The 24,651-nt window shown below is 55.9% G+C and carries 16 protein-coding genes and 9 pseudogenes; 9 read left to right on the top strand and 16 right to left on the bottom strand.

Features of this window, described 5'->3' with window-relative positions:
- Positions 1 to 1,018, bottom strand: a 1,018-nt coding sequence (locus tag JFT80_RS12555) for a Rieske 2Fe-2S domain-containing protein (RefSeq protein ID WP_201148078.1), incomplete at its 3' end; no start/stop codon positions are given.
- A 175-nt stretch (positions 1,019 to 1,193) separates the two neighbouring features.
- Between JFT80_RS12555 and JFT80_RS12550 the strand changes: the two genes are divergently transcribed.
- The gene (locus JFT80_RS12550; RefSeq protein ID WP_307833084.1) at positions 1,194 to 1,943 is read left to right on the top strand and encodes an IclR family transcriptional regulator C-terminal domain-containing protein; all 750 of its coding nucleotides are present in this window, start codon (positions 1,194 to 1,196) and stop codon (positions 1,941 to 1,943) included.
- A gap of 434 nt (positions 1,944 to 2,377) precedes the next feature.
- On the opposite strand, the gene JFT80_RS12545 is transcribed toward JFT80_RS12550, so the two are convergent.
- The 4 genes and pseudogenes from JFT80_RS12545 to JFT80_RS24270 form a co-directional block, all read right to left on the bottom strand.
- A complete protein-coding gene (locus tag JFT80_RS12545) occupies positions 2,378 to 2,911 on the bottom strand; it encodes a phosphate-starvation-inducible PsiE family protein (RefSeq protein WP_274610189.1) in 534 nt (177 codons plus the stop codon).
- A 242-nt stretch (positions 2,912 to 3,153) separates the two neighbouring features.
- Positions 3,154 to 4,206: pseudogene (locus tag JFT80_RS12540) on the bottom strand (transposase); the annotation flags it as partial.
- 174 nt (positions 4,207 to 4,380) lie between these two features.
- A pseudogene (locus JFT80_RS12535) lies at positions 4,381 to 5,839 on the bottom strand (tyrosine-type recombinase/integrase).
- Between the two features lie 282 nt (positions 5,840 to 6,121).
- Positions 6,122 to 6,393, bottom strand: a pseudogene (locus JFT80_RS24270) (integrase); the annotation flags it as partial.
- Between the two features lie 216 nt (positions 6,394 to 6,609).
- On the opposite strand from JFT80_RS24270, the gene JFT80_RS12530 reads away from it, so the two are divergent.
- On the top strand, positions 6,610 to 7,035 hold the full coding sequence (locus JFT80_RS12530) for a LexA family transcriptional regulator (RefSeq protein WP_201148076.1): 426 nt from the start codon (positions 6,610 to 6,612) through the stop codon (positions 7,033 to 7,035).
- Positions 7,028 to 8,304: pseudogene (gene umuC, locus JFT80_RS12525) on the top strand (translesion error-prone DNA polymerase V subunit UmuC). Before JFT80_RS12530 ends, umuC begins: the two are co-directional and overlap by 8 nt.
- Positions 8,305 to 8,358: 54 nt before the next feature.
- Here umuC and JFT80_RS12520 read toward each other — a convergent pair.
- On the bottom strand, positions 8,359 to 8,517 hold the full coding sequence (locus JFT80_RS12520; protein ID WP_201148075.1) for a hypothetical protein: 159 nt from the start codon (positions 8,515 to 8,517) through the stop codon (positions 8,359 to 8,361).
- Between the two features lie 199 nt (positions 8,518 to 8,716).
- Between JFT80_RS12520 and JFT80_RS12515 the strand changes: the two genes are divergently transcribed.
- A complete protein-coding gene (locus tag JFT80_RS12515) occupies positions 8,717 to 9,334 on the top strand; it encodes a LysE family translocator (RefSeq protein ID WP_201148074.1) in 618 nt (205 codons plus the stop codon).
- A 179-nt stretch (positions 9,335 to 9,513) separates the two neighbouring features.
- On the opposite strand, the gene JFT80_RS12510 is transcribed toward JFT80_RS12515, so the two are convergent.
- Entirely contained in the window at positions 9,514 to 10,680 is a 1,167-nt protein-coding gene (locus JFT80_RS12510) for an MFS transporter (RefSeq protein ID WP_201148073.1), read from the bottom strand.
- Between the two features lie 94 nt (positions 10,681 to 10,774).
- Here JFT80_RS12510 and JFT80_RS12505 point away from each other — a divergent pair, with 94 nt between their 5' ends.
- On the top strand, positions 10,775 to 11,668 hold the full coding sequence (locus tag JFT80_RS12505) for a LysR family transcriptional regulator (RefSeq protein WP_201148072.1): 894 nt from the start codon (positions 10,775 to 10,777) through the stop codon (positions 11,666 to 11,668).
- Positions 11,669 to 11,845: 177 nt separating this feature from the next.
- On the opposite strand, the pseudogene JFT80_RS24265 reads toward JFT80_RS12505, so the two are convergent.
- Positions 11,846 to 12,055 (bottom strand): annotated as a pseudogene (locus tag JFT80_RS24265) (hypothetical protein).
- Between the two features lie 244 nt (positions 12,056 to 12,299).
- Positions 12,300 to 12,941 carry a hypothetical protein gene (locus JFT80_RS12500; protein ID WP_201148081.1) on the bottom strand — a complete coding sequence of 214 codons (642 nt, stop codon included), beginning with the start codon at positions 12,939 to 12,941 and terminating at the stop codon, positions 12,300 to 12,302.
- 487 nt (positions 12,942 to 13,428) lie between these two features.
- Here JFT80_RS12500 and JFT80_RS12495 point away from each other — a divergent pair, with 487 nt between their 5' ends.
- From JFT80_RS12495 to JFT80_RS12485, 3 genes and pseudogenes are all read left to right on the top strand, one after another.
- A complete protein-coding gene (locus JFT80_RS12495) occupies positions 13,429 to 13,737 on the top strand; it encodes a short-chain dehydrogenase (protein WP_201148071.1) in 309 nt (102 codons plus the stop codon).
- 392 nt (positions 13,738 to 14,129) lie between these two features.
- Positions 14,130 to 14,903: a nuclease-related domain-containing protein gene (locus JFT80_RS12490; protein ID WP_201148070.1), complete on the top strand. Its 774-nt coding sequence runs from the start codon at positions 14,130 to 14,132 to the stop codon at positions 14,901 to 14,903.
- Positions 14,904 to 15,154: 251 nt separating this feature from the next.
- A pseudogene (locus tag JFT80_RS12485) lies at positions 15,155 to 17,371 on the top strand (EAL domain-containing protein).
- A gap of 58 nt (positions 17,372 to 17,429) precedes the next feature.
- Here the strand turns inward: JFT80_RS12485 and JFT80_RS24260 are convergent.
- From JFT80_RS24260 to JFT80_RS12470, 3 genes and pseudogenes are all read right to left on the bottom strand, one after another.
- Entirely contained in the window at positions 17,430 to 17,633 is a 204-nt protein-coding gene (locus tag JFT80_RS24260; RefSeq protein WP_242482922.1) for a hypothetical protein, read from the bottom strand.
- Positions 17,634 to 17,820: 187 nt separating this feature from the next.
- A pseudogene (locus tag JFT80_RS12475) lies at positions 17,821 to 18,132 on the bottom strand (lipocalin family protein); the annotation flags it as partial.
- A 57-nt stretch (positions 18,133 to 18,189) separates the two neighbouring features.
- The gene (locus tag JFT80_RS12470) at positions 18,190 to 19,092 is read right to left on the bottom strand and encodes a universal stress protein (protein WP_201148069.1); all 903 of its coding nucleotides are present in this window, start codon (positions 19,090 to 19,092) and stop codon (positions 18,190 to 18,192) included.
- 386 nt (positions 19,093 to 19,478) lie between these two features.
- On the opposite strand from JFT80_RS12470, the gene JFT80_RS12465 reads away from it, so the two are divergent.
- Complete coding sequence (locus JFT80_RS12465; protein WP_201148068.1) at positions 19,479 to 20,444, top strand: TerC family protein; 966 nt, start codon at positions 19,479 to 19,481, stop codon at positions 20,442 to 20,444.
- A gap of 378 nt (positions 20,445 to 20,822) precedes the next feature.
- Here the strand turns inward: JFT80_RS12465 and JFT80_RS12460 are convergent, their stop codons facing one another.
- The 4 genes and pseudogenes from JFT80_RS12460 to JFT80_RS12445 form a co-directional block, all read right to left on the bottom strand.
- Positions 20,823 to 22,124 (bottom strand): NAD(P)/FAD-dependent oxidoreductase, encoded by a 1,302-nt coding sequence (locus JFT80_RS12460; RefSeq protein ID WP_374091351.1) that lies wholly within the window; start codon positions 22,122 to 22,124, stop codon positions 20,823 to 20,825.
- 360 nt (positions 22,125 to 22,484) lie between these two features.
- Positions 22,485 to 23,312 (bottom strand): phosphonoacetaldehyde hydrolase, encoded by an 828-nt coding sequence (gene phnX / locus JFT80_RS12455; protein ID WP_201148066.1) that lies wholly within the window; start codon positions 23,310 to 23,312, stop codon positions 22,485 to 22,487.
- Positions 23,313 to 23,397: 85 nt separating this feature from the next.
- A pseudogene (locus JFT80_RS12450) lies at positions 23,398 to 23,733 on the bottom strand (LysR substrate-binding domain-containing protein); the annotation flags it as partial.
- Positions 23,732 to 24,543, bottom strand: a pseudogene (locus tag JFT80_RS12445) (MFS transporter); the annotation flags it as partial. The pseudogenes JFT80_RS12450 and JFT80_RS12445, both read right to left, overlap by 2 nt.
- Positions 24,544 to 24,651 lie beyond the last annotated feature (108 nt).

Genomic DNA, 24,651 nt, shown 5'->3' with positions numbered 1-24,651 from the left:
CTTCAAAGCCCAGGTAGGTCCAGTTGAGCTGAGTCGTTTCCACGCCCCGTGGCAGCACTTGGCGAACTGCGACCGAATTCTGGATCTGTTGCAGTACGAAGCAGGGGAAGATCGACAGGATTTGCAGCGTGACGTCATCACCGACTTCACTGAAGCCTTCGAGCAAAGAGGGGTCCTGCAACTGATAGGCGCTGTCGGAGCGGATGCTTTGTTCTGCATAGGAGGCATCGCGCTCGGCCTGACGTTCGGCTTCGCGGTCGATGGCTGAATAGCTGACGTGATGTCCGCCGCTTTCATCAACGATGATCGCGCCGCGCTGGGACAGGCGATTGATCTCGAAGGTGGTGAAAAACAGATGCAGGATACTGGCGTGGTACGAGTCTTTGACGTTCTCGATATACAGCTTCCAGTTGTTGGGCAACATCTGGGTGAAACGGCCCAGAACCACTGGCTTGCGTCCGCCGAGAACCCGTTCAATACGGCTGAGGATTTCCTCGCCCAGGTACTCTTCGATATCGGGCACGTCATCGCTGAAGCTGCCGAACACCAAGCCGTGAACAGTCGCTACGCGCAGCTTGCGCGGGCCGTGTTGTTCCATGCAGAACGAAGGCGCCATGCCGCCATTGCCCTTGATGCCATCCTTGAAAGCGATGCCGGTCAGATCGCCTTGCAGGTTGTAACTCCAGGCGTGATACACGCAGGTGAAGTCTTTAGCTTTACCACTGTCCTCCAGGGCAAGGAGGGCGCCACGATGCGCGCAACGATTCTCGAAGGCATAGAGTTCGCCGTCGCTGTCGCGGGTTACGACAATCGAGGTCTCGCCAATGAAACTGGTCTTAAAGTCGCCGGGCTCGGGAATCTCAGCCTCGAGGCACAGATAATTCCAGTGCGGCCCCTGGAACAGCCGCGTCTGTTCATCCTTGTACACAGCAGCGCTCTGAAAAGCCCAGTAGGGCACACGGGTCAATCCATCGGGCCACAGCGGGTTTTCAGGTACTCGATCAGTAATGATGTTCATTTTTTCTCCCGGATCAGGTCCTCATGGCTGCAGAAAAATGTTCTTTCCGACACGCACATGGTTGACATGAGGTTTTATTTTTGTTCGAATAGCGAACATTGTTTCATTTCTCGAACAATTAGAGCGTTGGACAATTATGGTTGTCAAGAAAAATACGTCCGCTGATGGCGTAGCTGTGCGCGCGCCAGAAGGTATGTCGGGTCTGGCAAAGGGCCTGGCAATCATCGAAGTGTTTGGTTTGGAGCACTCGCAATTGACGGTATCGGACGCGGCGGCACTGACCGACACCACCCGTGCCGCTGCCCGCCGATGCCTGCTCACACTGGTGGATCTGGGGTATCTGACCCATGACGGCAAGCACTTCAGACCTACGCCTCGGTTCTTGCGACTCGGTGCGGCGTATCTGGATGCAGCGCCGCTACCGCAACTGGCCCAGCCATATTTGGCGTCGGCCCGTGAAGCGCTCGGGGAATCGATTTCCTTGGCAGTATTCGAAGATGGCTGGTCGGTATTCGTCGCCCGTGCTGAGACGGCAAAAGTCGTGACTACCGGCGTACGCCTTGGTGCACGTCTACCGGCCTATGGCTCGGCAACGGGGCAGGTCTTGTTGGCGGGGTCGAGCGACGAAGAAATCCGCCGCTACCTGACTAATCCTCCGTCACCGACCACGGCTCACATGATCGTCGACCCGAAAGTGATCATGGACAGGATCGAGCAGGCACGGATCGAAGGGTTTGCTTTTACCGATGAAGAGCTCGAGCTGGGGATGCGTTCAATGGCGGTGCCGGTGAGAAATGCCCAAGGTAAAGTGGTCGCCGCCATGAGTGTCAGCACATTTACCGCACGTTTGACTCTTCAGGAATTACGCGATCAATGCCTGCCGGTGCTCCAGCAGAATGCTGCCTTGCTTGGGTGTATGCTTTGAGTGCGCCAGCTACCCTGTAGTCAGAGTGCGAGGAAGAGAGCATGGGGCACTCGCCGTGCGCTTGCGTGAGCGCAGGATGAGGCGAGGACGAGTATGCACTTGGCCTCGTTTGTGGTTGCCATAGACCAACATTGGATGTTCGATTATGCAGTCCTGACAACTGCTACACGGGGTATGACCGCTCAGCCGATAGCAGTCTGTCGACAACGACAGCTATCGACCCTTCCTTGAGTAGTGTCCAGTTCTTGTCAGCCTTAGTAATGTGGTAGTTTTCCATTCGATCCTCTTAACGCCATTGAACGCATCTTCGATATGTGATCGGTTGACCACCGTCCTCCTAATGAGTTTAAAAGGATGAGGTACGCCGGCGTCATCGCTTGCTCATATCATCCGTCACTACTGAGCACAGTCGGCTCCGGAATGGGCTCGAGCACTCAGGTATGATTTTGAGGGGGAGTGCTCATTTCCTCGCTGCGTCCATCCTCACGTTCTCTCAATAGCCAGCAGACGACTCCGAGCACCAACGTAGCGAAGCCTAACGCGGCAATAGTAAGCGCAGGTGTGGTTGCTGAATCCAAAATGACGAACTTCCTACTGAGCGCTAGCAACGCTATCAACAGCACCGTCCGAACTTGAACGATGCTGTCGCGCCTTAGAGCCGGACGAACAATTGAATGCTTGAACTCAAGAGCAATGAGCACGGTGAACATTGAGCCGAAAAGGGCCTGAAAAACATTGTGGTCTAAAGGATCCAGCGCACCATCAATTAGGAGCGGCAACACCCTTCGGCAGAGCTGTAGCAACGCCATTATGATTACAGACGCGATGATGAGACTTAGCGCAAGAACGACCACTTGTTCGAAACGCTCGTATGCACTCATCAGTGCCCACTGAAGCCTGAAATTTTTAAGCGTCGAGTTGCTCTCACGCTTTTCAGAATGAAGCTTTGACACGACTCGTCTCCACATCCGATACGATTTTGGGTACCACTCTGAGCAGTGCAAAAAGCAGTCTGGTGTCGAATCGCGAACGATACAATCTCAATCCTTGCAGGGGAATCCTCGAGTGCTCATGCAAATGCTCATGGACAGTGTCTATCGGTGGGACGACGCACTCGGCAGGTCACCCCTCCTCTCAGACCGATCTCGAATATGGGTTGCACCACATCAATTTCAAGGGCCTTTTTCTGGCGGTTGAATCAGTCTCAGAGGCTTTTCATAATCGTGGTGTTGGCTTTTGTGACGTGCGAACGCTCGTTCTTAAAGGCTCGCCATTCGCTACGCAATGCGTTGCCGGCCGGGCAGCGGTATTCCTCAGCCTCTTCATTCCAGTAGAAATCGTTACTCGAGAAGCTGTCGTTCTTGCGCTCAGTTTTGTCCCACACCGGCACATGCGGCTCGATGTCTTTTTCCTCCACCATCCAGGCCAGCATCGGCGCGGTACCGTAAGCGGTGTCGCCAATGAGGCGCTCCGGTTTGATGTCGAACTGCGCTTCGACCCGATCGATCATCGTCTTGGTGCTCTCGACTTCTGCGGTTCGATGAGCCGGTGTGGGTTCCACATCTATGATCACGCCGTGCTCGGTATCGATCAGATAATTCGTGGAGTAAGCGTAGAACGCTGGGCCACCTGGAGCTGCGGTCCAGCGGGCTTGAGGATCAGTCAGCGATAGGCGCTTCGGTAGCGTTTCGGCCAGAGCCTCTTCATCGAGTGCCTCAAGATACTCACGCACGGCGCGGGTGCTCAGGGCCGGATCGCTCCAATTGACCTGTTCATCACCCGGTACACCGCGCTGCCGGCTGGCATCCGCTTTGATGATGCTGGCGTCTACGGCAAAGCCTTCACCTTTGACCAAGCCTGCGTCCATGCAACGACGCAGCACTTCATTGAACAGCCAGCGAAAGAGATCGCTGTCCCGAAAACGGCCGTGTCTATTTTTGGAAAAGGTCGAGTGGTTGGGGACTTCATCTTCAAGGCTTAACCGGCAGAACCAGCGATACGCCAGGTTCAAATGGGCCTCTTCGCACAACCGCCGCTCTGAGCGAATGCCGTAGCAATAGCCCACGATCAGCATGCGAATCATCAGTTCAGGATCAATCGACGGACGCCCGATCGGGCTATAAAAATCGGCGAGGTAATGGCGCAGGTCGCTCAGATCGAGACACCGATCAATGCTGCGCAGAAGGTGATTGGCTGGAATGTGATCTTCAAGGTTGAACGAGTAAAACAGCCGATCCTGCCCACTCGATAACTGTCCCATCATGCTGTGTGCTTCCCTGCTGGCCAATGCAGAGATTTTGCCGCAGGCCAGACAGGGGAGCTACTTTTTCAACAGAATCGGCCGATTACTGCCGATCATGACGGGTTGAAATCGAGCTGAAGAAATCGCTCGGAGATGTCTACGAAGCTATGAGGACTCAGCACTAAAGAATCCTTCTTAAGAAGGCGGCAAGGATTCAGCGGCGGTGTAGGCTGGAAAAGACATCATCGACTCGGTCGGTGTGTGCTCGTAGGTTGAGGACAACACCGCACCGAGCCGATCGCCCAGCAGGTTCCAGGCGCGTTTCTTCTCTTCGGCATAGTCGTGATGCAGGTAGTGGCGCCTCACTCGGGAGCCGGCTAGCACATGGTTTTGGCAGCGATCGATGACGTCCAGGCTGATACCCAAGGCCTGCATCATGGTCGCGCCTGTACGGCGTAGGTCATGCGGTGTCCAGTCACCGTTCTGGCCGTCGGCAAGGACCAGCGTATCGTCATGACGCCGTCTGGAGAGGCCTCTGCGGTTTTTGAACCGCGCCTGGCGATCGCCGACCTGTTTACTCACCACTTTTACGTCCACATGCCCATCATCGAGCTTGTTCGGAAAGCACCATTGGGAATGTCCCGTTAGGGTCTTCAGTTCCTGAAAGAAATGCAGGGCGAAGGGGGAGAGGAAGACATGGTAGTCCTGTTTCTTGCCGCGAGTGCCTTTGACGTTTTCACTGGGGAGGAACCACGTCTGCTGGTCCAGATCGACATTTTTCCATTCGATTCTGCAGTAACTCGCCAATCCGGCACAGCGTACCCAGGCCGATCCAGAGCGCGAGTTGGGTTTCTTTCTTTAACGGTCGAATGCCCTCGTACTTTTTGACCGGCGGGGAGGTGCGTTGTAATCGGCGGTCATTTGTTGGAAGCGGTTATGCAGTTCCAGCAGCTCTGTGGCCGAAAGGATCCTGCTTCGTTCCGCCTCGTAGTCAGCAGGAATCAATGGGGTGATGTCGACCAGTTCCGTCGGATCGCCCTCGATCAACAAGGCCCGCCAAGGTTGGCGCTTTCTGGCCCAGCTGAACATCTGGGTGAGGTCGGCGAAAAAGCTGATGGCTTGCCGGTGAGCACCGCGGCTGACGACCACCCGGATCAATGCCCGAACATCGTGCTCGGACACACTGCTCACCGATGTCTTGCCGAGCGCCGGGTATAGGTCCTTGTTAAAACGGCGCTGCAATTCAACATTGCCGTCTTTGCGCGCCACGCCATCCAACAGCCACGCCTTGGCCAGATCTTGGACGGTCAGCGTTTGCACCTTCGTCGTTTTTACTTGTTCGGCCTCTACGTTAGCAGCGGCGTATGCCTGTGCCTTGGCGGTTTTCTTTTGCTCGTTGGGATTGATTTGCTCATCGATGAGCGCCCGGGCCTGGTTGCGTGCTTTACGGATGTCAGTCAGAGATTTGCGCGGCCAGGACCCGCAGGAGTACTCTTTGTTCTGGTCACCCCAGCGATACCGATAGAAAAAGCTGACTCGACACGCCGTCCTTGCGGACTGAGATTCGACCAGCCAGATTGCCATCCTCCCTGAGGATCCGGCCGGCGTCATTGGCGGTCAGCGACTCGAGTTCTTTGATGGTGATTTTGGCCATGAAACGGACTCCCCTACTTTTACCCCCACAAAAACGTCGGCTCTTGATGGACGTTCCTGGACTCTCGTAGAGCCGAACACCGCTGGAGCTCAAGTAAATACTAGCTTAGAAAAATCCAGAGTAAAATTTTGGAGTCTTTCAAGAAGTATGAAAAAGGAGATGGGGTGCTAGGGGTCGAGTGTTCGAATCACTCCGTCCCGACCATAATTCCTGATTAAAATCAGACATTTAAGCCGATCACTTGGATCGGCTTTTTTGTGCCTGCGCAAAACCCGCGCAAAACTACCCGGTGTTTTCGCTGATATTCAGGTCAGGAATTGCCTCAGACCAGATGATTTCTTCGTGATCGCGTTGGTAGTTTCTGGTCATGCCCTCGCTCGCATGCTCCGCAATTTTCTGCCTATCCTTTCCGGCTTGTTTGTACAGGTGCAGCGACAGTACTCGTACTTCATGGCAGCCTGGCATCTCCTCTCCCTCCATCCCTCGTAGCATTCCGCCGCCTAACGGGCGTCCTTGAATGCTCGCGTCAAATGCCGTTCCTCAACCTTCGTCCAGAGTTCCTAGAACCGGCATGGGCTACTGGCGCGAAACAGGCGCTGAAGCTGGGCCAACTTGTCTTCTTCAGGACGTACCGTGATACCCGAAGCGTTGAAGGCGGCACTGTTAGGTACATATATCAGTCATTTCCTTAGCCCGCTCGGCAGCTGAAATTGACCGCTGCACATGAATCAAGTTAACTGTATATATGTACAGTATCGGAATCGTGCGTCATGAGCTTTTCACTTCTAGGCCCTATTGCCGGTGGCGGCAGGAAATTGCCACGTTGCCTGTTCCAGGTCCCGGCCGGCTTTCCTTCGCCGGCGGCTGACCACATCGAGGCGCACATATCGCTGGATGAGGTGATGAACATCCGTGCGCCACACGTCTACCTGGTATCGATTACCGGGGACAGCATGCAGGGAGCTGGAATTTTCGACGGCGATTTGGGGGTAGTGGATCGCTCGCTTGAACCAGCCCACGGCAACATCGTTGTGGCACTGTTGAACAATGACCCGGTCTGCAAGCGTCTGTGCATCAGGGGCAAGGACGTGATCCTGTTGTCTGAAAACCCCAAATACCCCCCGCGGTATGTACTCGAGGGTGACGAGCTCTCTATCTGGGGCGTGATCACCTGCAGCGTCCGCAGCCATGTCTAAGCCAACGCCGGTTTTTGGGCTGATCGATTGCAACAGCTTCTATGCCAGCTGCGAACGGGTATTTCGTCCGGACCTCGCCAAAGTTCCGATCGTGGTGCTTTCAAACAACGACGGTTGCGTGATTGCTCGTAGCTACGATGCCAAGCCTTTCGTGAAGATGGGTGAACCGTATTTCCAGATCAAAGAGAAGCTGCGGCACCACGGCATCGTCGCGTTCTCGTCCAACTACGCGCTTTATGGAGACATGAGTGAGCGAGTGATGACGTTGATTGAATCGATGGTCCCTGCGGTTGAGGTTTACAGCATCGACGAGGCGTTCGCCGATCTCACCGGCATCGAAGGGCTGGATGCGCTCGGGCGCCAGATCCGCAGCCGGGTACTGCGATGCACCGGCATTCCCGTCGGCGTGGGCATCGCTCCTACCAAGACCCTGGCCAAGCTGGCCAATCACACAGCAAAACGTTTGCAGGCCCAGACTGGCGGTGTTGTGAATATTTGCGACCAGGTCAAACGCGACTGGGTGTTGCGCAACACGGACGTGGCCGAAGTTTGGGGGTAGGCAGGCGCATGAAAGTGCACTTGGACGCCTTGGGCATCAAAACCGCTATGGACTTGGCAAAGGCTGATGCGTGGTCTTTACGCAAAAACTTCAGTGTAGTGGTCGAGAAAACCGCCAGGGAGCTGGCTGGTACTGCTTGCTTGGAGCTGGATGAGCCAGACCCGCCGAAGCAGGAGATCTGCTGCAGTCGGATGTTCGGAAAACGGTTGAAGGAATTACCGCCCATCAAGGAGGCCGTGGCCACTTACATGATGAGGGCATCTGAGAAACTGCGAGCCCAGAAGTCGCTGTGCAAGAAAATCAGGGTCAGCATTCGAACCGGGATGTTCAATCCTGAAGAGGCCAAATATGCGAACGGCGTGATAGTGGATTTACCCTATCCGACGGATGACGTACGCCTGCTGACCAAGGCTGCCGTCCACGCGCTCGATAGAGTGTTTCGCCCGGGCTTCAATTACAGCAAAGCCGAAGTGCTGTTACTGAATCTTTGCCAGCCAGGCGAGTACTCCGATGATCTGTTCGCCATTTCCCAGTCGGCTGAGGCAACAAGAGTGATGGCAGTGCTGGACGAGATAAACGGGCGGTGGGGTAGGGGGACACTGCGCGCAGCCAGTGTACCCACCAATCCAGACTGGGGCATGCGCCGCGAAATGATGAGCCAGAGCTATACCACCAAGCTGGACCAACTGTGGAAGGTATCGTGCGTTTGAGGGGGATGTCTTTCGGTGGATTTCACGTAGCAGCGTGCGAAAAAGGCGTTTTCATCAGTCAATGATCAGGCAGTTGGGCAGACCGAATTTTTCAACAGAATCGACCCGAAGCTGCCGGTCGGCAGCGCTGAATTCGGCCCAAGCAGGCACTCGATACACTCGACCGAAACCTACGTCCATGTGGACCTTGGGCACGGTATTTTTCGTTGCCATCCCCAAAAACACCCAGCCCGATTTGTCCGATTAAAATGTGAAAAGCTACTAACCTCATTTCTTTGAGTGGCCCAGCGTGTAAAAACACAACTACGCTCAAAAGCCCTGTATCGAATTTTTATTTCGTTGTACGAAGCCGCGGATGGCCTTGAACTGAATGATGTCCGTCCCCAGCCACAACACTCGCAAAGGAATGCACATGATCGATGGTCCCGCCGTTTTGACAGTCTTTTTGGTTTACCTGGCCGGTGTCGTTATTCCAGGGCCAAATTTCGTTGCAGTAGTCCACAAAGCGGTAGCTGCTACGCGGTCAGAAGCTTTGGCCTTGGTCGCAGGCATCGTATTGGTCAATTTGTTCTGGGCCACCTGTGCAATCGCGGGTATCGGCGTTGTGTTTGCTGCGTTCCCTTGGGCGGCGCTAATCGTAAAAGTGCTGGGGGCAGCCTATCTGATGTGGTTTGGATTCCGACTGCTGCTCAAGGCCGGGAAGAGCTCGCTTGCCCCCTCTAATAATGCCGCCGTCGGAAACGTTCGGCAGTCATTCATCCAAGGGGTCGTTACGAACATTGGCAATCCTAAATCCATGGCCTTCTATGCCGCTATTTTCTCAGCGGCCGCCCCCACTCACGTTTCGCCAAGCACGTTTTTGTCGATGCTGGCAGTCGTAGTGGTGGTTTCGATGACTTGGTATGGAGTGGTCGCAATCGCTCTTTCGCAACCTGAGATCGCTTCAGCGTATCGAAGGAGGAAAAAAGCTATTGATCGATTATGCGGTGGTTTGATTTTGTCTCTAGGGATCCGGCAGCTGGTTCAATAAGTCTACGATTGAGTATCTATCCAGCCCGCAAAGCCTTGCGATGATTTCTGAGGATTTCATCGCAAGGATCGCCCACCAAGCGCCTTGTTCAGCGTGAACATCGAGGCCAAGGCACCTTACTTCCCGAGAGTCTCGACGGTCATTCATCAAGGGTGACTAACAGTCCCCTGGCATCATCGTTACACCACCGCAGCTGCAATCGACCTGGAGCGCCAGGCAAACACCAGCACCATCAGCAATCCCAGGCCCGCCATTGCCGCACCGGCCAGGGAAATCGCCGGATAACCCAGCCCGCTATTGATCACCGCGCCGCCCAGCGCCGCGCCAATCGCATTGCCGAAGTTGAAGGCGCCGATGTTCACTGCCGAGGCTAGATTGGGCGCGTCCTTGGCCGCCTCCATGACGCGCATTTGCAGCGGTGGCACCAGGGCAAAGCTGGCGATACCCCATATCAGGATGGCGACGGCAGCCGGCAGCGGCCAACGCATCAGTAGGGTGAACGCCAGCAAGACGAGAATCAGCACGCTCAGCGAGATGATCAGGGTGCGATCTATCGAGTGGTCTGCGGCTTTGCCGCCCCACATGTTGCCCAGCGTCAACCCTACACCGAATAGCACCAGCATGGCGGTGATGTAGGCGGTGGACGCATGGGTCTCGTTGCTGAGAATCGGCGCGATGTAGGTGAAGACGGTAAACATCGCACTCGAACCGACGACGGTGAGCGCCAACGCCCCCAGCACCGGGCCGCGCGCCAATACCCGAATCTCCGCCATCACCCCGACGCTTTGCGGCGCCCGCACATTGGGCAGGGCGAACCACAGCGCGGCCATGGTCATCACGCCCAGGCCGGTAATGCCCCAGAAAGCGGTGCGCCACCCGTACAATTCGCCAAACCAGGCGGCCAACGGCACACCGCCGATGGTCGCCAACGTCAGGCCCATGAACATTGCAGCAACCGCCCCGGCACGTTTCTGCGGGGCGACTACGCTGGCCGCGACGATGGAGCCAACGCCGAAGAATGCGCCATGGTTCAGTGAGGTCACCACCCTGGCGACCATGAGGCTGTAGTAATCGGTGGCCAAGGCTGACATCAGATTACCCAAGGTGAAAATCGCCATAAGCCCGATCAGCAGATAGCGCCGGGGAATTCTCCCGGTGGTCAAGGTCATCAGCGGCGCGCCAAGCAATACGCCCAGCGCATAAGCACTGACCAGCAAACCGGCGGCGGGAATTGAAACGCCCAGATCGGCGGCGATATTCGGCAACATGCCCATGGGGGCAAATTCTGTTACGCCGATGCCAAAAGCACCGATGGCGAGTGCGACAAGTGGTGGATTGATACGCATGGAAGGCTCCTTATCTATGCCGCTGATGCTACGATCCAAGCTTTTGAGGCGCTAGACGTCATTTCTGGCAATCACCTTTGCGTAAGGGGCACAAATGGACTTCAATGGCAGGTCAGGAGAAATGGACGTGTTCGCCACCGTGGCGCAGGAAGGCAGCCTATCGGCCGCCGCACGGGCCTTGGGGCTGACACCTTCGGCAGTCAGTCGGATCATCGCGCGTACCGAGCAACGTCTTGGCACCCGCCTGCTGTTGCGCACCACCCGAGCGATCACCTTCACCGCCGAGGGCGAGGCTTTCCTGCGCGGCGCTCGACGTATCCTGGCCGACATGGCCGAAGTCGAAGAAGCCATCGCCGATCAAGGCGTACCCAAGGGGCGATTACGGATCAGTGCCGCCCTCGGTCATGGGCGGCTCGCCATCGTGCCCTTGGTCGCAGCGTTCAGCGCCCGTTACCCGAACATCGTCGTCGACCTCACCCTTGGCGACGAAGTGGTCGACATTCTCGGCGGGCAGGCCGACGTCGCGGTGCGCTTTGGCCATCTGCCCGACAGCCCGCTGACCGCGCGCCGGATCGGCTACACCGGCCAGGTCGTGGTGGCGTCGCCCGAGTATCTCCAGCGCCACGGTATCCCTCAGGAACCGGAAGACCTGCTAAAGCACAACTGCCTGCGCTTCAACTTTCGGCGTGCCGAGTCCAACTGGCCGTTCATCGGCGATGGAAAAGAGTTTTCCCTGAAGGTCAGCGGCAACATCGAATGCAGCAGTGGCGAGGCGCTGGCACAGCTCGCACGAGTAGGCGCGGGCATTGCCCGTATCGGTGAATTCAGCGTGCGCGAGGATCTGCAGCGCGGCGAGTTGATTGCGCTGCTGGAGGCCTGGAATCCCGGGGATCAGGAACCGATTCATGCGGTGTTCGTTGGCGGCGCGGCAATGCCGGCGCGGGTGCGCTTGTTCGTGGACTTTTTGCTGGAACATCACCGCATGTAAGCTCAGGCGCACGCTGGTATTTCCGAGTACGTGTGATGTTGAACTGACCAAAACATTGTTGGGTGCACTATCAATAGGTGGTTTGCCTTACTGGAACAATTGTGAGCTCTTGCATTGAGGGGTCGCCCGCACATATTAAATGGGCCGTCGAGAAAGACCGCTTTTCACAGGTTGCAGTCATTCGAGGGGCATGAGTACGGCCAATGTCATCTTGACGAACTCTTCATTCCTGTCGATCGTCGGCAGGGCGCCACGCACATTGCCATCAACTTCTGATGAACCGCGCTATTCGACCCAAAGCGTGAGGTGGATAAAGGCGGCCTCCAGGGCGAGCTAGTGTTCATTGATTTTGCAGAGCAAGGAAGGGAACAGGTCTGAGTTTGGCATCGCAATTCCTTTGCGAATGGCAGCAGCGCAACAGGGGAAATTCGCAGCGTAGTAAAGTGCGCATGCTCGACTGAGTTCCGGCAATCCTGTGCGCAAAACTTCCGTTGCAGACCACGGTTTACCGTTTGCATAAGCACAAAAAAGCGGATTTTTTGTCATCCTCTAAAAGGATTATATCCATGTAAAATCAATAGGTTGGGCATGTGTAGTTTCCGGCATGGAGCACAGGAAGGCGAAATTTTCCTCAAAGCTTGCCCATGATTGCGGTCTTGCTTCGCTCCTCGTAGGTAAATTTCAAAGTTGATACATTACGGTTTTCTACTCTGAACGATCCCCAGTCCTCGAAAGGTAGCCGAAGTACCGTCCGCAGGCTCTCGATAACTTTCTCTGGGTCAGCATCCTTTCGCACATCCTTGCTGCAGGTTGCTAGGAATCCGCACATCTGGCTGGGGTTTTGAAGGTCGAGCGGTACATGCCAAGGTAGGCAACTTGTCGTTCCGTCAAACAGACAGAACAGGGCTGGATAGCCTTTGAAATGCTGAGAGAACATCCAGCGAAGATGGTCAGTGAAACTCTCAAAATAGATCTCTAGGTCTGAGACCACCGTCTGCTCGGCACCATGGAAGAAATTTTCCCGGCTTGCCTCCAGTGTAAAAGTGAAGAATCTGGCGTGACCCTGCTGGTTCACCACTCCAACCCCATACTGCCCGGTCTTGCGGATGATGGGCCGCTGCGTGATGTAGCGGTAATCGGGGGAGTAAGGAGGCGCGCACGAGTCGTCGTCATCGTCGTAAGATGATGATTGGGTGCAGCGCGAGCTCGCGTAAGCTGAATTATTTGGATTTAGCTGGTTAGAGCGGTTGTCCCTATCGTCTTTACTCGACATGCACTTGCTCCTGTTCCATGTGTCTGGGCTCCCAAGCTAGTTTAGCTGGTTGCGATGTGCGGCTGAGCGGCCAAGCTGCCTATTCCACTAAAGCAATTACTCGGATAACTAGCTGCAGGTGATTTCACTCCGGGGTCATGTGCACTACCAAGTTCATCTTGCTGAACTCTTCATTTTTGCGGTCCCTCTGCCGCGCGGCCCGCACGTTGCCGGCGACTGCTGCCGAACCTTGCAAACACTCACGACGCGACTTATAGTCCGCCCGTCGCCCACATGGCGTCCGGGTTTGGCGACCCGCAGTGGAATGCAAAAGCGTTTGCTTCGTTGCAGGCGTTTTTGCATGCGCAGAGTTGTCGTAATGGCAGCTGTGCGCGGGAGACCTTCGGGTCTGCCGGCTTCCACTCCGGTTCGCCAACCTGCGTACAGTTGCCACCCCTTCGTTTGGCGACGATTGGTTGGTAAACCTCTAAATAGTGGAGATTTACTCATGAATGAATACATGGCTTTAACAAGCAACGCCGACGACCTGCCTTCGCTTTACGTGAATACCACGCAGCCGCTCCATTCTCTACTCAGCACCGCCAGCTATAGAATTGGTGCCGTCACCCAAATTCTGGAAAATCTCGCGATGCGTGGTGACATCAATACCGACTCTGTAATCCTCAGTGACTTCGCTTTGCTCTGCTGTATCCCGCTGCGCGACGGATGCGACGTTCTTGATGTCATCGCGCGGCGCATGGACAAAGAGCCGGCCTCTTCAAGAGAGCAGAGGGCTTCCGATAGCAAGAGGCAATAAACGCTGAGTTTTGCGTCTTGAGGTAAAGCAACCTTTTCCCAAGGCAAAACGCAGCGAGGCCTGCAGCGCACGAACCTGAACATAAGGCTGATTCGTTCAACCTTATGTTTGGGTTTGCTTGCTATCGGACAAACTCAAAACCAGCCGTGCAGAGTCAACAAAAGAATAAAAAATCATGAGCAGAAAATGGGACTGTTTCGGTAAGCGTCTGATCAGCATCCACTCCTGACCGTTCTCCTAATTGGCCCAGATAGTGGACACCATTTTTAACGGTTCCAGACAGCCCGGCCGAAAGCAAACCCCAGTTGTCTCGCCTAAGCTAGGTAGGCACAAAAGGGTGAACGCGTAGCCTCATCCAACGTACGGAAACACCTCGCCACGCAAAGGAAGCGATGAATATTTTAGTGATGCTCCAGCCGCTATTCGACATGCTGAAGTGGCTGCTGCCATGGTTGGTCCTGGTCATCATCATCAAGACGCCCTGGTTCAAGGGCTGGTTCGGTGAGCTGCTGGTGCGGACATTCGCCCGCTTGAAGTTGGATGGCCAGGTCTACCGCCGGTTGCACAACGTCACACTGGATACGCCCGATGGCACTACCCAGATCGACCATGTATTCCTGTCGCCTTTTGGCATTTTTGTGCTGGAGACCAAAAACATGCGCGGCTGGATTTTCGGCGGTGAGCGCCAGGCCCAGTGGACACAGCAGATTTTCCGGCATCGCTTCAGGTTCCAGAACCCTCTGCGGCAGAATTACAAACACGTGAAGGCGTTAGAAGCGCTGCTAAGCGTTCCGCCCGAGCACGTCCATTCGGTAATCGCCTTCGTCGGCGGCGCCCGCTTCAAGACCGCCATGCCGGACAATGTCACCCAAGGCGTCAGCTTCATCCGCTATATCAAGTCCTTTCGGCAGCCTGTGTTTAACGAAGCGCAGGTGAGTGCAATGGTGAAGGTGCTGGAGAGCGGGAAGAGGGACAGTACGCTCACGACCCACTACGAGCATGTACAACGCCTGAAACAGCGAGACGATCCTTCTGCGGAACGCCGTTGCCCGCGGTGTGGGAGCGCTTTCAAAATTCGTATCCGTAAGACAGGCAATAGAGCAGGAGAGCGGTTCTGGGGCTGCAGCGCCTACCCCAAATGTCGAGCCAAACAGGATTTGGATTAGTCCTTCGGGCAATTCGCTGTGAAGCCGGCGGCGGATGAAGTTGGCCGAGAAATTTTGCCGCGACTCAAGGAAAGCGAAATCAGCAAAGCGGTGTCAATCTGATGCCGTTTTTTATGTTGGATCTGAGCCTTTTTTCGCCAGGTCGGTGCTTTATAAAGTGCGCGACCGACGCACTAGTGGACAGTGATCGGCCGCCCACTATTTCAGGCTCTCTGACGACCGGACGACCTCGAGAGTCTTCAGGAACTTGCATGAATACGTGCTCCACGAGTTTTCACAGCAAGACATTCTCTGAGTCGCAACGTGACATCCTCGGCATGATCGCGACCGACCATCACCTGAACGAAATACTCCGCGCCATCTGCCTGATGCTCGACGCACAGGTCCCTGAAACCATCTGCTCGATCCTGCTCACTGATGCTGAGGGCAAACGCTTGCTGAGCGGCGCAGCGCCTGGCCTGCCGGCCGAATACAGCCAGGCGATTCATGGTATGGCCATCGGGCCACAGGAAGGTACCTGCGGCACCGCAGCATTCCGGCGCGAGCTGGTGGTCACCGAAGACATCGCCCGGGACCCAAGCTGGGCGCGTTTTCGCAACCTGGCGCTGGGGCATAACCTGCGCTCCTGCTGGTCGGTGCCGTTGCTCTCCCATTAAGGAAGCGTGCTGGGTACATTTGCCTTGTACCAGAACCGCGCCCATGCTCCGGACGAGGCGCAGATTCAACGACTGGCCTGCGCGGCCCAACTGGCCGCCATTGCGATCCGCCATGAGCGTGACGGCCAACGTCTGGAGGAAAGCGAACAACGTTTTCGTTCATTGTTCACCCACAACCCCAACCCTGTGTTCGCTCTCGATCTGGCCGGCAATATCCAGAGCGTGAATCCAGCAGGCCTGAAGCTCAAGCCGCACACCGCAACCGACTTCATCGGTCATCACTTTGCCAAACTGGTGGTCGAAGAAGACCTGCAACGGGTCAGTCGGCATTTCTCTGCAGCCCGCACCGGAGAGCCCCAGCGCTTCGAAGCACGGGTTCGCGACGAGAGCGACAAGCTGTTGACCATGGACATTTCCAACCTGCCGATCATGGTCAATGGCGAGATCGTCGGGGTATTCGGAGTTGCCAGGGACATCAGCGAGCAGAAGCTCTACGAGCGCCAGTTGAGCTTCAACGCCTGTCATGATCGGCTGACGGGTTTGCTTAACCGTGTCTCTCTTGAAGAACGGCTTATTCTGGATTGTCACATCAGTCGTCGGCGCAAGCGTCGTTTGGCGGTCATGTGCATTGATCTGGATGGATTTAAATCCATCAACGATTCGATCGGGCACTGCTTTGGTGATCAGGTGCTGATTGAGGTGGCGCAGCGCATGACCCAGCAGATTCGTCCCGGTGACACCATCGTGCGCATGGGCGGTGACGAATTCATCGTGCTGCTGCCGGACCTGCTGCGTGATGAGGACGTCGTACCGGTGACAGAGCGCTTGATGGCCACCATTGCCAGACCCTACTGCATCCAGGGCATTGACCTGCACGTGAGTGCAAGTGTCGGCATCACCGTGAGCGATGGTCACATCGAGCAGCCCATGCAGCTGATCCAGCAGGCTGACATGGCCATGTACAAGGCCAAGCAGCAAGGACGCAACAACTTTCAGTGGTATACCAGCGATCTTAACCAGCGCGTTTGCGAGCACGCGAGCCTGCGCAATGATCTGCAGAAGGCTATCGAAACTCAGTCGTTCAAGCTGCATTATCAACCGCAGATAGACGCGCACACGTGTCGGGTAGTCGGGATCGAAGCGTTGCTGCGCTGGGAGCATCCGGAAAAAGGATGTATCTCACCCGCTGTGTTTGTGCCGGTGGCAGAAGACAGTGGCCAGATCATCCCGCTGAGCCTTTGGGTGCTCGATACAGCCTGCGCGCAGCTGCGCCGGCTAGGGGAGCACGGCACTACGGGCATTTCGATGGCCGTGAATATTTCGCCGATGCATTTTCAGCGGGGCAATTTCGTCCAGTGTGTCCAAGCCACCCTGGAGAAACATGGTCTCAGTGGCGAGCAGTTGGAACTGGAGATCACCGAGTCGCTGCTGTTGCATAACGCTGAACAGGCGATCCAGACGTTGCACCAGCTCAAGGCACTGGGGGTGCGCATCGCGCTGGATGATTTCGGCACCGGTTTTTCCAGCCTCAGCTACCTGAAGCGGTTGCCCATCGACAAGATCAAGATTGACCGCTCGTTCATCCAGGAAGTCAGCACCGACCATCACGATGCAGCGATCACCCAAGGCATTATTTCCATGGCCCATCACCTCAGCCTGACGGTGGTCGCCGAAGGCGTGGAGACAGCGTCTCAGATGAATTTCCTGAAGGGCAGCCGCTGCGATATTTTTCAGGGGTATTATTTTGCCAAGCCGATGCCCTATGCAGAAATCGAATCTTTCCTGAGCCATTCCGCCTCCCCGGAAAAATAGGAGGAGACTAACCTTCGGGCGTGGCTCTGGCAGCAGAGCATGCAGCAATCTATGCCCTTCAGTCCCCCAACTCAGACAACACCGCATTTACCATATTATTAAACGTATCCGGAGAATCGATCACCCGGGCAGCCACCTTCGCTTCGCCTTCTGCGCTGGTGGCACGCCTGGCTTGATCGGCGGTAGAGGACAATTTGACGATCACCACCTCGCGCTTCGGATTGATATAAATTTTTTGTCCAAAGCGACCACTGGCTTCCACCGATCCTTCCCCGTCATTTCGCTGAAACCAATAGTTGCGGTAGGCATAACCTGGTCGACCCGGTGCGAGGTTGCCTTGAGCGAAAATTGCCGGGTCGCCGGGCTGGAATGTACTGCGTACGGCCTGGTTGAAACTGTCGGTGCTCGGCGTTCGTGCCAGCTGCTGCCTACGCACCATTACTATTTGACTAGGGCTTGGTCGGATCTGCCCGACGCCAGATTAGTTTGCTGGTGTCATACCCCTGTTGCTGAGCAATCTCTGGCAGTTGTTCGCGGTTGACACCGTTAATTTCAGATGCGCGTGAAAGCACCCATAGATATTCCCTGTTCGGGTGGCCGACGAGTGCAAACTGGTAGGCGGGGTCGTGGTAAAGCACCCAGTACTCACCCTTGGTTATTCCTGGTGCAATGCGGCTGAACCAGTTATCGAATTGCACCCACAGTTTGTCTGTCTTGCCTGGCTGCTGCGATTCGGCAATTCCGCGTACCTCGTTCCACTGCCATCCTGTTCCCTCATCAGCACCAGCAGCTGGCTGGAATAATGGTGTTTTTTCCGCTCATTGATCCGCTTCTCCCTTGATGGCCAAAACGCTGCAAGGCACCTTATACAGAACATGCTCCGTGGTACTGCCGATCAGCTTGTCCACCCCTTTGTGATGGGTGTTTCCCATTACGAAGACGTCCGCTCGAGTATGAGTGGCAAACTCGGCCATCGCTTTGGTTGGCGGCCCTGCAATGAAATGTTGTCGCTCAGGTGGCACGCCGTGGCGTCCAGCCAGGGCAATGAAGCACTTTTCCAGTGACCGGCGCACGTCGTTGGTGAAGCCTGGCATCGTCACGGCACCAGCACCAGCGTCAGAGAAATGCGTGTGTGTCAGTTCATAGGCATACAGCATGTGCAATTCAGCAGCACATTGCGTCGCCAATTCGTTCGCCGCCTGGATGACGCTCTCGTTGATTCCACTGATCTGACCCTCTGGATGCGATGGATCAACCGCCGCCACAATCACTCGAGGAAGCGGACACCTGACTTCACTGACCAGATGTACGGGGATGGGACATTCACGCAACAACTGCCAATCCAATGGCGTGACGAATGCGCGTTTGAGCGCTGATTCATGATGGACATCCTTGATAATCAGGTCCGGCTGCATTTCAGCCACATGCCCGAGGATCTCTTGCAGAGGGTCACGGGTCAATGCAACTTCGGTGGTCACATTGATGCCCTTACTGCGCATGAGTTCGGCCTCGTCCGTCAACCACTGCAGGTTCTCCTGCCGGCAGTTCTCACGAAGTTGTTCAGTGTTGCTCATTAGCCGCATAAGGTCGGAGTCTTCGATGAACACCGCGATATGCAGCGCTGCACCTGTGGCATCGGCCAGGGCGATTGCCCGCTCCATCGCCGGCGAGTGACGCATGGTTGGACCTGCGACCAGAAAGAGTCGTTGATACTGCTTCATGTGACACCTCCGAACGTGTTGGGTTATCCGCTAGCGCCCCCGCACTTCCGCTTGTCCCACCATCGGCGACCGCTGATCGCCTCAACTACCTGGATCGACACTATCAATATACGCCTGCATCGCAGGCTTGGCAGTTGGCAAGTTTTTCCAATGGTGCCGTAGATCTTTTCATCACGATCGAGCAGTAAACGTGGCTGCTGGAGCCGTGCGCATCGCCACCTGCCTTGTCTTCGGCTCACAACCGATGCAAGGGCCAGTGGTGAAACACCTCAATCAATACTTCGTAAAAAACGAACTATTCGCATCGAATAAACGATTTTTATTGATGTGATCGGCTCATTAGCATGACTCCTCAAGTCTATTGCTGCATCACGAGGAGACCGTAGATGACCGCCATCAGCGTTGGCGAACCCTGGATGTGGGCCGCCTTTATCGTGTTCGTCCTTGCCATGCTGGCGCTCGATCTGTTCGTCTTCGGCGGGCGCAAGGCGCATCGTGTTTCGGCGCGTGAAGCACTGGCCTGGGTCACCGCCTGGATGAGTTTGGCGTTGAGTTTCGCCGCCCTGCTCTGGTGGTACCTGAACGGCGCGTTCGGCGCCGACATCGCCCGGCAGAAAACCCTGGAATTTCTCACCGGTTATCTGATCGAGCAATCGCTGTCGATCGATAACATGTTCATCTTCGTGATGATCTTTGGCTACTTCGCCGTGCCGCCGGAGTTGCAGCGACGGGTGCTGCTGTACGGCGTGCTCGGGGCGATCGTGATGCGCGCGGCGATGATTTTCGCCGGCGTGTGGCTGGTGTCGCAGTTCGAGTGGTTGCTGTATGCCTTCGGCGTGTTCCTGGTCATCACCGGGATCAAGATGCTGGTGTTCGCCGAGCAGCAACCGGACCTCGACAACAACCCGTTGCTGCGCTGGGTGCGCGGGCACTTGCGCATCACCAGCGGCTTCCATGGCGAGCGGTTTTTCATCCGGCAAAACGGCGTACGCTGGGCGACGCCGATGTTTCTGGTGTTGGTGTTGATCGAGGCCAGCGACCTGGTATTCGCGGTTGACAGCATTCCGGCCATCTTCGCCGTTACCACCGACCCCTTCATTGTGTTCACCTCCAACATCTTCGCCATCATGGGCCTGCGGGCACTGTATTTCCTGCTTGCGGACATGGCCGACCGCTTCCACTTGCTCAAATATGGCCTGGCCATCGTGCTGATGTTCATCGGCGGCAAGATGCTGGTCGCGCCGTGGTGGCACGTGCCGATCCAATGGTCGCTGACCACAGTCGGGGGCATCATTTTGATTTCGGTCGTGTTGAGCCTGACGTTGACGAAGAGCAAGTCACCGGGTACGTGAAAACAATGATGAATCAGCGATGTTGGCGCTGGTCATCGGCTATATCTTCCACCATCTCGCTGATGAGATCGTCGGTGCGAGGGAGTAGGAATTGTTGCGTAACGACCTGCCTAGAAAGTCCAAATGATGTTTTGGATCCAATCTGCTAACATCCGACCACCTGCCTGACTCTGGCTCTTTACCATGCATGGATTGCTAGGCCAGGGTCGGGCGGGTTCTTGGGTTTTTCACCTGAGGCGCAGGGCGTGAGTGCGACACCGCTTTCAAGAAACGACTGAAAAATTATCCTGAAAGACGATTTTTTAAACGCTAAGGAAGGCACGCCTGTGACGACTGCATCCAAGATGCCTTTCAAGTAGGGATTCTCTTTATTGGCTATCAGCGAAGTTTTTCCAACATCTGGTAGTACCACATCCCCACCGATAGCATCGGATTACCGAGCATATCGCCCAGCGGTACCTTGATGTGCTTGCACCCGGCAAAGGTATCAAATTTTTCCAAAGTGCCTGTCAACGCCTCTGCCATTATCTCTCGCATGATGTGGCTTGTAGCGATACCGTGCCCTGAATAGCCTTGGCAATACCAAACATTGTCCGAAACCTTGCCCAACTGCGGAATGCGATTCATCACAATCCCCATCGCACAACTCCACTGGAACTCGATGTCCACGCCCTTCAGGGCCGGGAAAGTGCGTTCGATGCACGGGCGAAGTTCGGCGGCGATGTCTCGCGAGTCGCGTCCAGAATAGTTGGCTCCGCCGCCGAACAACAATCGACCATCGTCCGTGAGGCGGTAGTAATCAAGGACGAATCGACAGTCATAAACAGCCAGGTCGTGCGGATTGATCTGGCGCGCCAACTCGCCCAGCGGAGCAGTGGTCACAATCGCGCCCATGGCCGGAAAAATTTTGCCCTTTAGCTGTTTGCGCTCGAGCTTGTGATAGACGTCGCCGGCTAGCAGAACCTGGCCCGCATCGATCCGGCCCTTAGATGTGATAACGGCGGGCCGGTTACCATGGACGATCTCCAACACCTCGGAGTTCTCGAAGATCAATGCGCCAAGGCTGTGCGCGGCACGAGCCTCTCCCAGGCATAGGTTCAACGGATGCAGGTGCAAATTGCGCGTGTTTTTCAGGGCGCCCAGATACAGTTCACTGTCCAAGTGCTGTCGCACGCCGTCCTGATCGAGCAGGGTGACCTGATCACCCATGCCGCGTCGTTGCGCTTCTTCGTGGAAGGCTTGCAGTTCCATCACGTGGGAAGGTTTCATCGCTGCATGCAGATGACCATGCTTGAGGTCGCAGGCAATTGCGTATTTGTTCACCCGGTTCTCGATGATTTGATGGCCTCGCCAGCGCAGGTGCCAGATGAAATTATCCACTTCATCGCCCAGGCGCTTGCGCATCTGTTGGCGCATGGCCGTATCTCCCGACAGACTGCCGGTGACCTGGCCGCCGTTGCGCCCGCTGGCACCCCAGCCGATACGGTTGGCTTCGACAATCGCGACTTTGAGCCCTCGTTCGGCCAACTCTACGGCGGTGGCAACACCGGTAAAGCCACCACCAATAATCACAACGTCGACGCTGTGTTGACCTTGTAATGTCGGGTACTGGGTTGGGTCATTGAGGCTGGCGGTGTAATAAGAGGCGCTGCGCTGGGCAGCACCAATGACATTGCGCATAGCTGCAGTCATGGGATCATTCCTTCTCGCATTGAAATCGGCCGTGTTCAGGCCAATGGAATCAAGTCGACGCGAGGGTTCTATCTGGTGGGCGCGCGTGACGGCAATGCCACAGCGCCCAGAAGGCCAGAATGATATTGAGCAGGGGGTTTTCGCAAAGACGGGCTCGCACCTTCGGGAGGTAAGGGCGCAGAGGGCGACGGATCAAGTGCAGAGTCGAAATCATGGCTTCGAATACTCCCACCGCCCGAGTGTTCCTTAAATCGGCATTTGTGGATCTTTGGTTGTTGCTTAATTAAACAATCCCGGCAAAGCGGCCGCCCGTGGGCGGCCACTGTCAGCGGCACAAGCCGCACAGGTTCAGGAACCCTGAGGCGTTTCACCCCGTGCCAGACGAGCATTGATGTCTTCAATGACCGCAGGTAAATCGACGATAGTGTCGATCAGGTAGTGCGGGCGAGAGCCTTCGAACATCTTGACGATGCGCGCCCGCTCTTCGGTAAGCTTATCGGAGGGCAAGTCCTTGTATTGCTCATAAGTCAGGCCCAGTGCATTGCCGGAGCAGGTCAATGCGACCGTCCACATGCCAGCGCTGCGGCCTTCAAGAATACCTGGCCAGGTGTCGTCGACCTTGACGCAAGCGGCAACATCGCTGATGCCCAATGCAATCACGTTGGCCAGGGCCTGGGCCGGGTGCGGACGCCCATTGGGTACTTCATCAGTCGCTACGACGTGATCGGCGACATAGCCGTTCTTGCGCGCCAACTCCACTACTTTTTCCATGACCACGGCCGGGTAACCGGAGCAAGAACCTATTTTCAGGCCGTTGTCGCGCAAGGTGTTGATCGTATCGAGAGCACCGGGAATCAACGCTGAATGCAAAGCGATTTTTTCGATCTGCAGCGGCATGAAGCGCTCGTAGAGGGCAGTAACGTCTTCATCAGTGGGTAGGCGGCCAAAGGCTGCGTGGTAGCGGTCGGCGATCTGTGGCTGATTACACAACGTGCGGATGTGGTCCCACTTGCCCATGCCCATCGGGCCGCGGGCTTCTTCCAGAGAGACAGCGACGCCAAACTCGGCGAAGGCCTCGACAAAGATCTGCGTCGGGGCAAAGGAACCGAAATCAACAACGGTGCCCGCCCAGTCCAGAACCACGGCTTGCAGTTGATCAGGTTGTTTGTAATTCATGGTAAATCTCCACTTTTGAGGATGGGAAGGCCGTCCCTCTCGTGACCGAGAGTAGGCCTGTCAAATGTTCAAGTGCGTTACAGAATCAAATGGACGGTGCTGGGCTTGAGTCGAACAACTCCGCGATCATCGGCCGGTTTCTACGAATACCGAGGCAGCACAGGTGGTAGTCGATGGAAAACGGGTGGTTAACAAAGGTGATCGGCTTTGTGCCTGGTGTTTGCGCATATTCGACGGCTGACACGAAACCGATACCGATGCCTTTTGTGATGGCATGGACAATGGCTTCGCGACTTTTCAATTGCATGATGCAGTTCAAGTCGACATCGAGGCGTTTGCAGCTTTCCTCCACCAACTGGCGGGTGCGTGAGCTTTTCTCCCGAAGGACCCATTTCTCATCGCGGATCTGCTCGATGTGCAAGGGTCCACATCCACAGGCTGGTTGCCGCGCCGAGGACCATGTAAAGCATGATCGCCAGGTAGCGTTTGGAACCGAACAGCTTGTCCGATATCCAGCCATTGCTGAGGGCGCCGACGGGCAGGGCGACGGTGATCCACTTCGGATCGATCATGCTGTCGCCGCTTTTCCAATTGGCACCCAGAAAGTGCACCGGCACCCAGACGATCAAGCCGTAGCGTGCAGCGTTCTGATGCCACCCGCCAGCATCAGCAGTACCGGCAAGCGGAAGATCCATCGCCACTCCAGATGCATCACCTCAAGTACGACGATGGAGGTCACGTACGAAAGAACCGAGGCACAACCGGCGGCGAATACATATAAGCCGTATACCTTGCCGCGCTCGCCGGCACTCCACCAGTTGGAGATGAGACGGCTGCCCGGTGCCCAACCCAATGCCTGGAAGTATCCGTTGATACCCCAAGGAAGGATCAGCGCGGTAAAATTACTGGCGAAACTGGTCACCCAGTTAGCGCCGCAGGACAGTACGGCACCCAATGTCATGATGCGGCGGCCGCCGAACTTATCGGCCAGGTTACCGTTTATTGCCTGGCCAATGGCATAGGCCCAGAGCATTGCAGCCGATACCCACCCCAGGTGCTCTTTGGTAAAACCGAACTCGGCCTGGATCCCCGGAATGGCGAAACCGAATGTTTGCCTGCCGGTGTAGAAGAACAAGTAACAGAGCATCGCAGCCAGCAGCATGCGCCACTGGGCGAATCGGAAAGATGAGGTGGATGTTGTGAGAGCAGGCATGGCTTGGGCACGATTCATGATCTTTTCCTTATTATTCTTCGGTCCCGTCGATTGGCGTCGGCGGGTGCACTCTTTGTGGGTGCAGCAGGAAATCGTCGCGGCTCGTCATGCCGCTGACAGTGCTTG

It is taken from the genome of Pseudomonas sp. TH10, from assembly GCF_016651255.1.
Lineage (GTDB): Bacteria > Pseudomonadota > Gammaproteobacteria > Pseudomonadales > Pseudomonadaceae > Aquipseudomonas.
This window is presented reverse-complemented; position numbering and strand designations above follow the sequence as displayed.

Bases quoted from the DNA above. Each gene is read 5' to 3' on its own strand.
- JFT80_RS12510 (WP_201148073.1), bottom strand. From the start codon at position 10,680: ATGCGTATCAATCCACCACTTGTCGCACTCGCCATCGGTGCTTTTGGC.
- JFT80_RS12530 (WP_201148076.1), top strand. From the start codon at position 6,610: ATGAGCTTTTCACTTCTAGGCCCTATTGCCGGTGGCGGCAGGAAATTG.
- JFT80_RS12470 (WP_201148069.1), bottom strand. From the start codon at position 19,092: ATGAAGCAGTATCAACGACTCTTTCTGGTCGCAGGTCCAACCATGCGT.
- JFT80_RS12515 (WP_201148074.1), top strand. From the start codon at position 8,717: ATGATCGATGGTCCCGCCGTTTTGACAGTCTTTTTGGTTTACCTGGCC.
- JFT80_RS12490 (WP_201148070.1), top strand. From the start codon at position 14,130: ATGAATATTTTAGTGATGCTCCAGCCGCTATTCGACATGCTGAAGTGG.
- JFT80_RS12465 (WP_201148068.1), top strand. From the start codon at position 19,479: ATGACCGCCATCAGCGTTGGCGAACCCTGGATGTGGGCCGCCTTTATC.
- JFT80_RS12460 (WP_374091351.1), bottom strand. From the start codon at position 22,124: ATGCGCAATGTCATTGGTGCTGCCCAGCGCAGCGCCTCTTATTACACC.
- JFT80_RS12500 (WP_201148081.1), bottom strand. From the start codon at position 12,941: ATGTCGAGTAAAGACGATAGGGACAACCGCTCTAACCAGCTAAATCCA.
- JFT80_RS12520 (WP_201148075.1), bottom strand. From the start codon at position 8,517: ATGGCAACGAAAAATACCGTGCCCAAGGTCCACATGGACGTAGGTTTC.
- JFT80_RS12545 (WP_274610189.1), bottom strand. From the start codon at position 2,911: ATGTGGAGACGAGTCGTGTCAAAGCTTCATTCTGAAAAGCGTGAGAGC.
- JFT80_RS12495 (WP_201148071.1), top strand. From the start codon at position 13,429: ATGAATGAATACATGGCTTTAACAAGCAACGCCGACGACCTGCCTTCG.
- phnX (WP_201148066.1), bottom strand. From the start codon at position 23,312: ATGAATTACAAACAACCTGATCAACTGCAAGCCGTGGTTCTGGACTGG.
- JFT80_RS12505 (WP_201148072.1), top strand. From the start codon at position 10,775: ATGGACTTCAATGGCAGGTCAGGAGAAATGGACGTGTTCGCCACCGTG.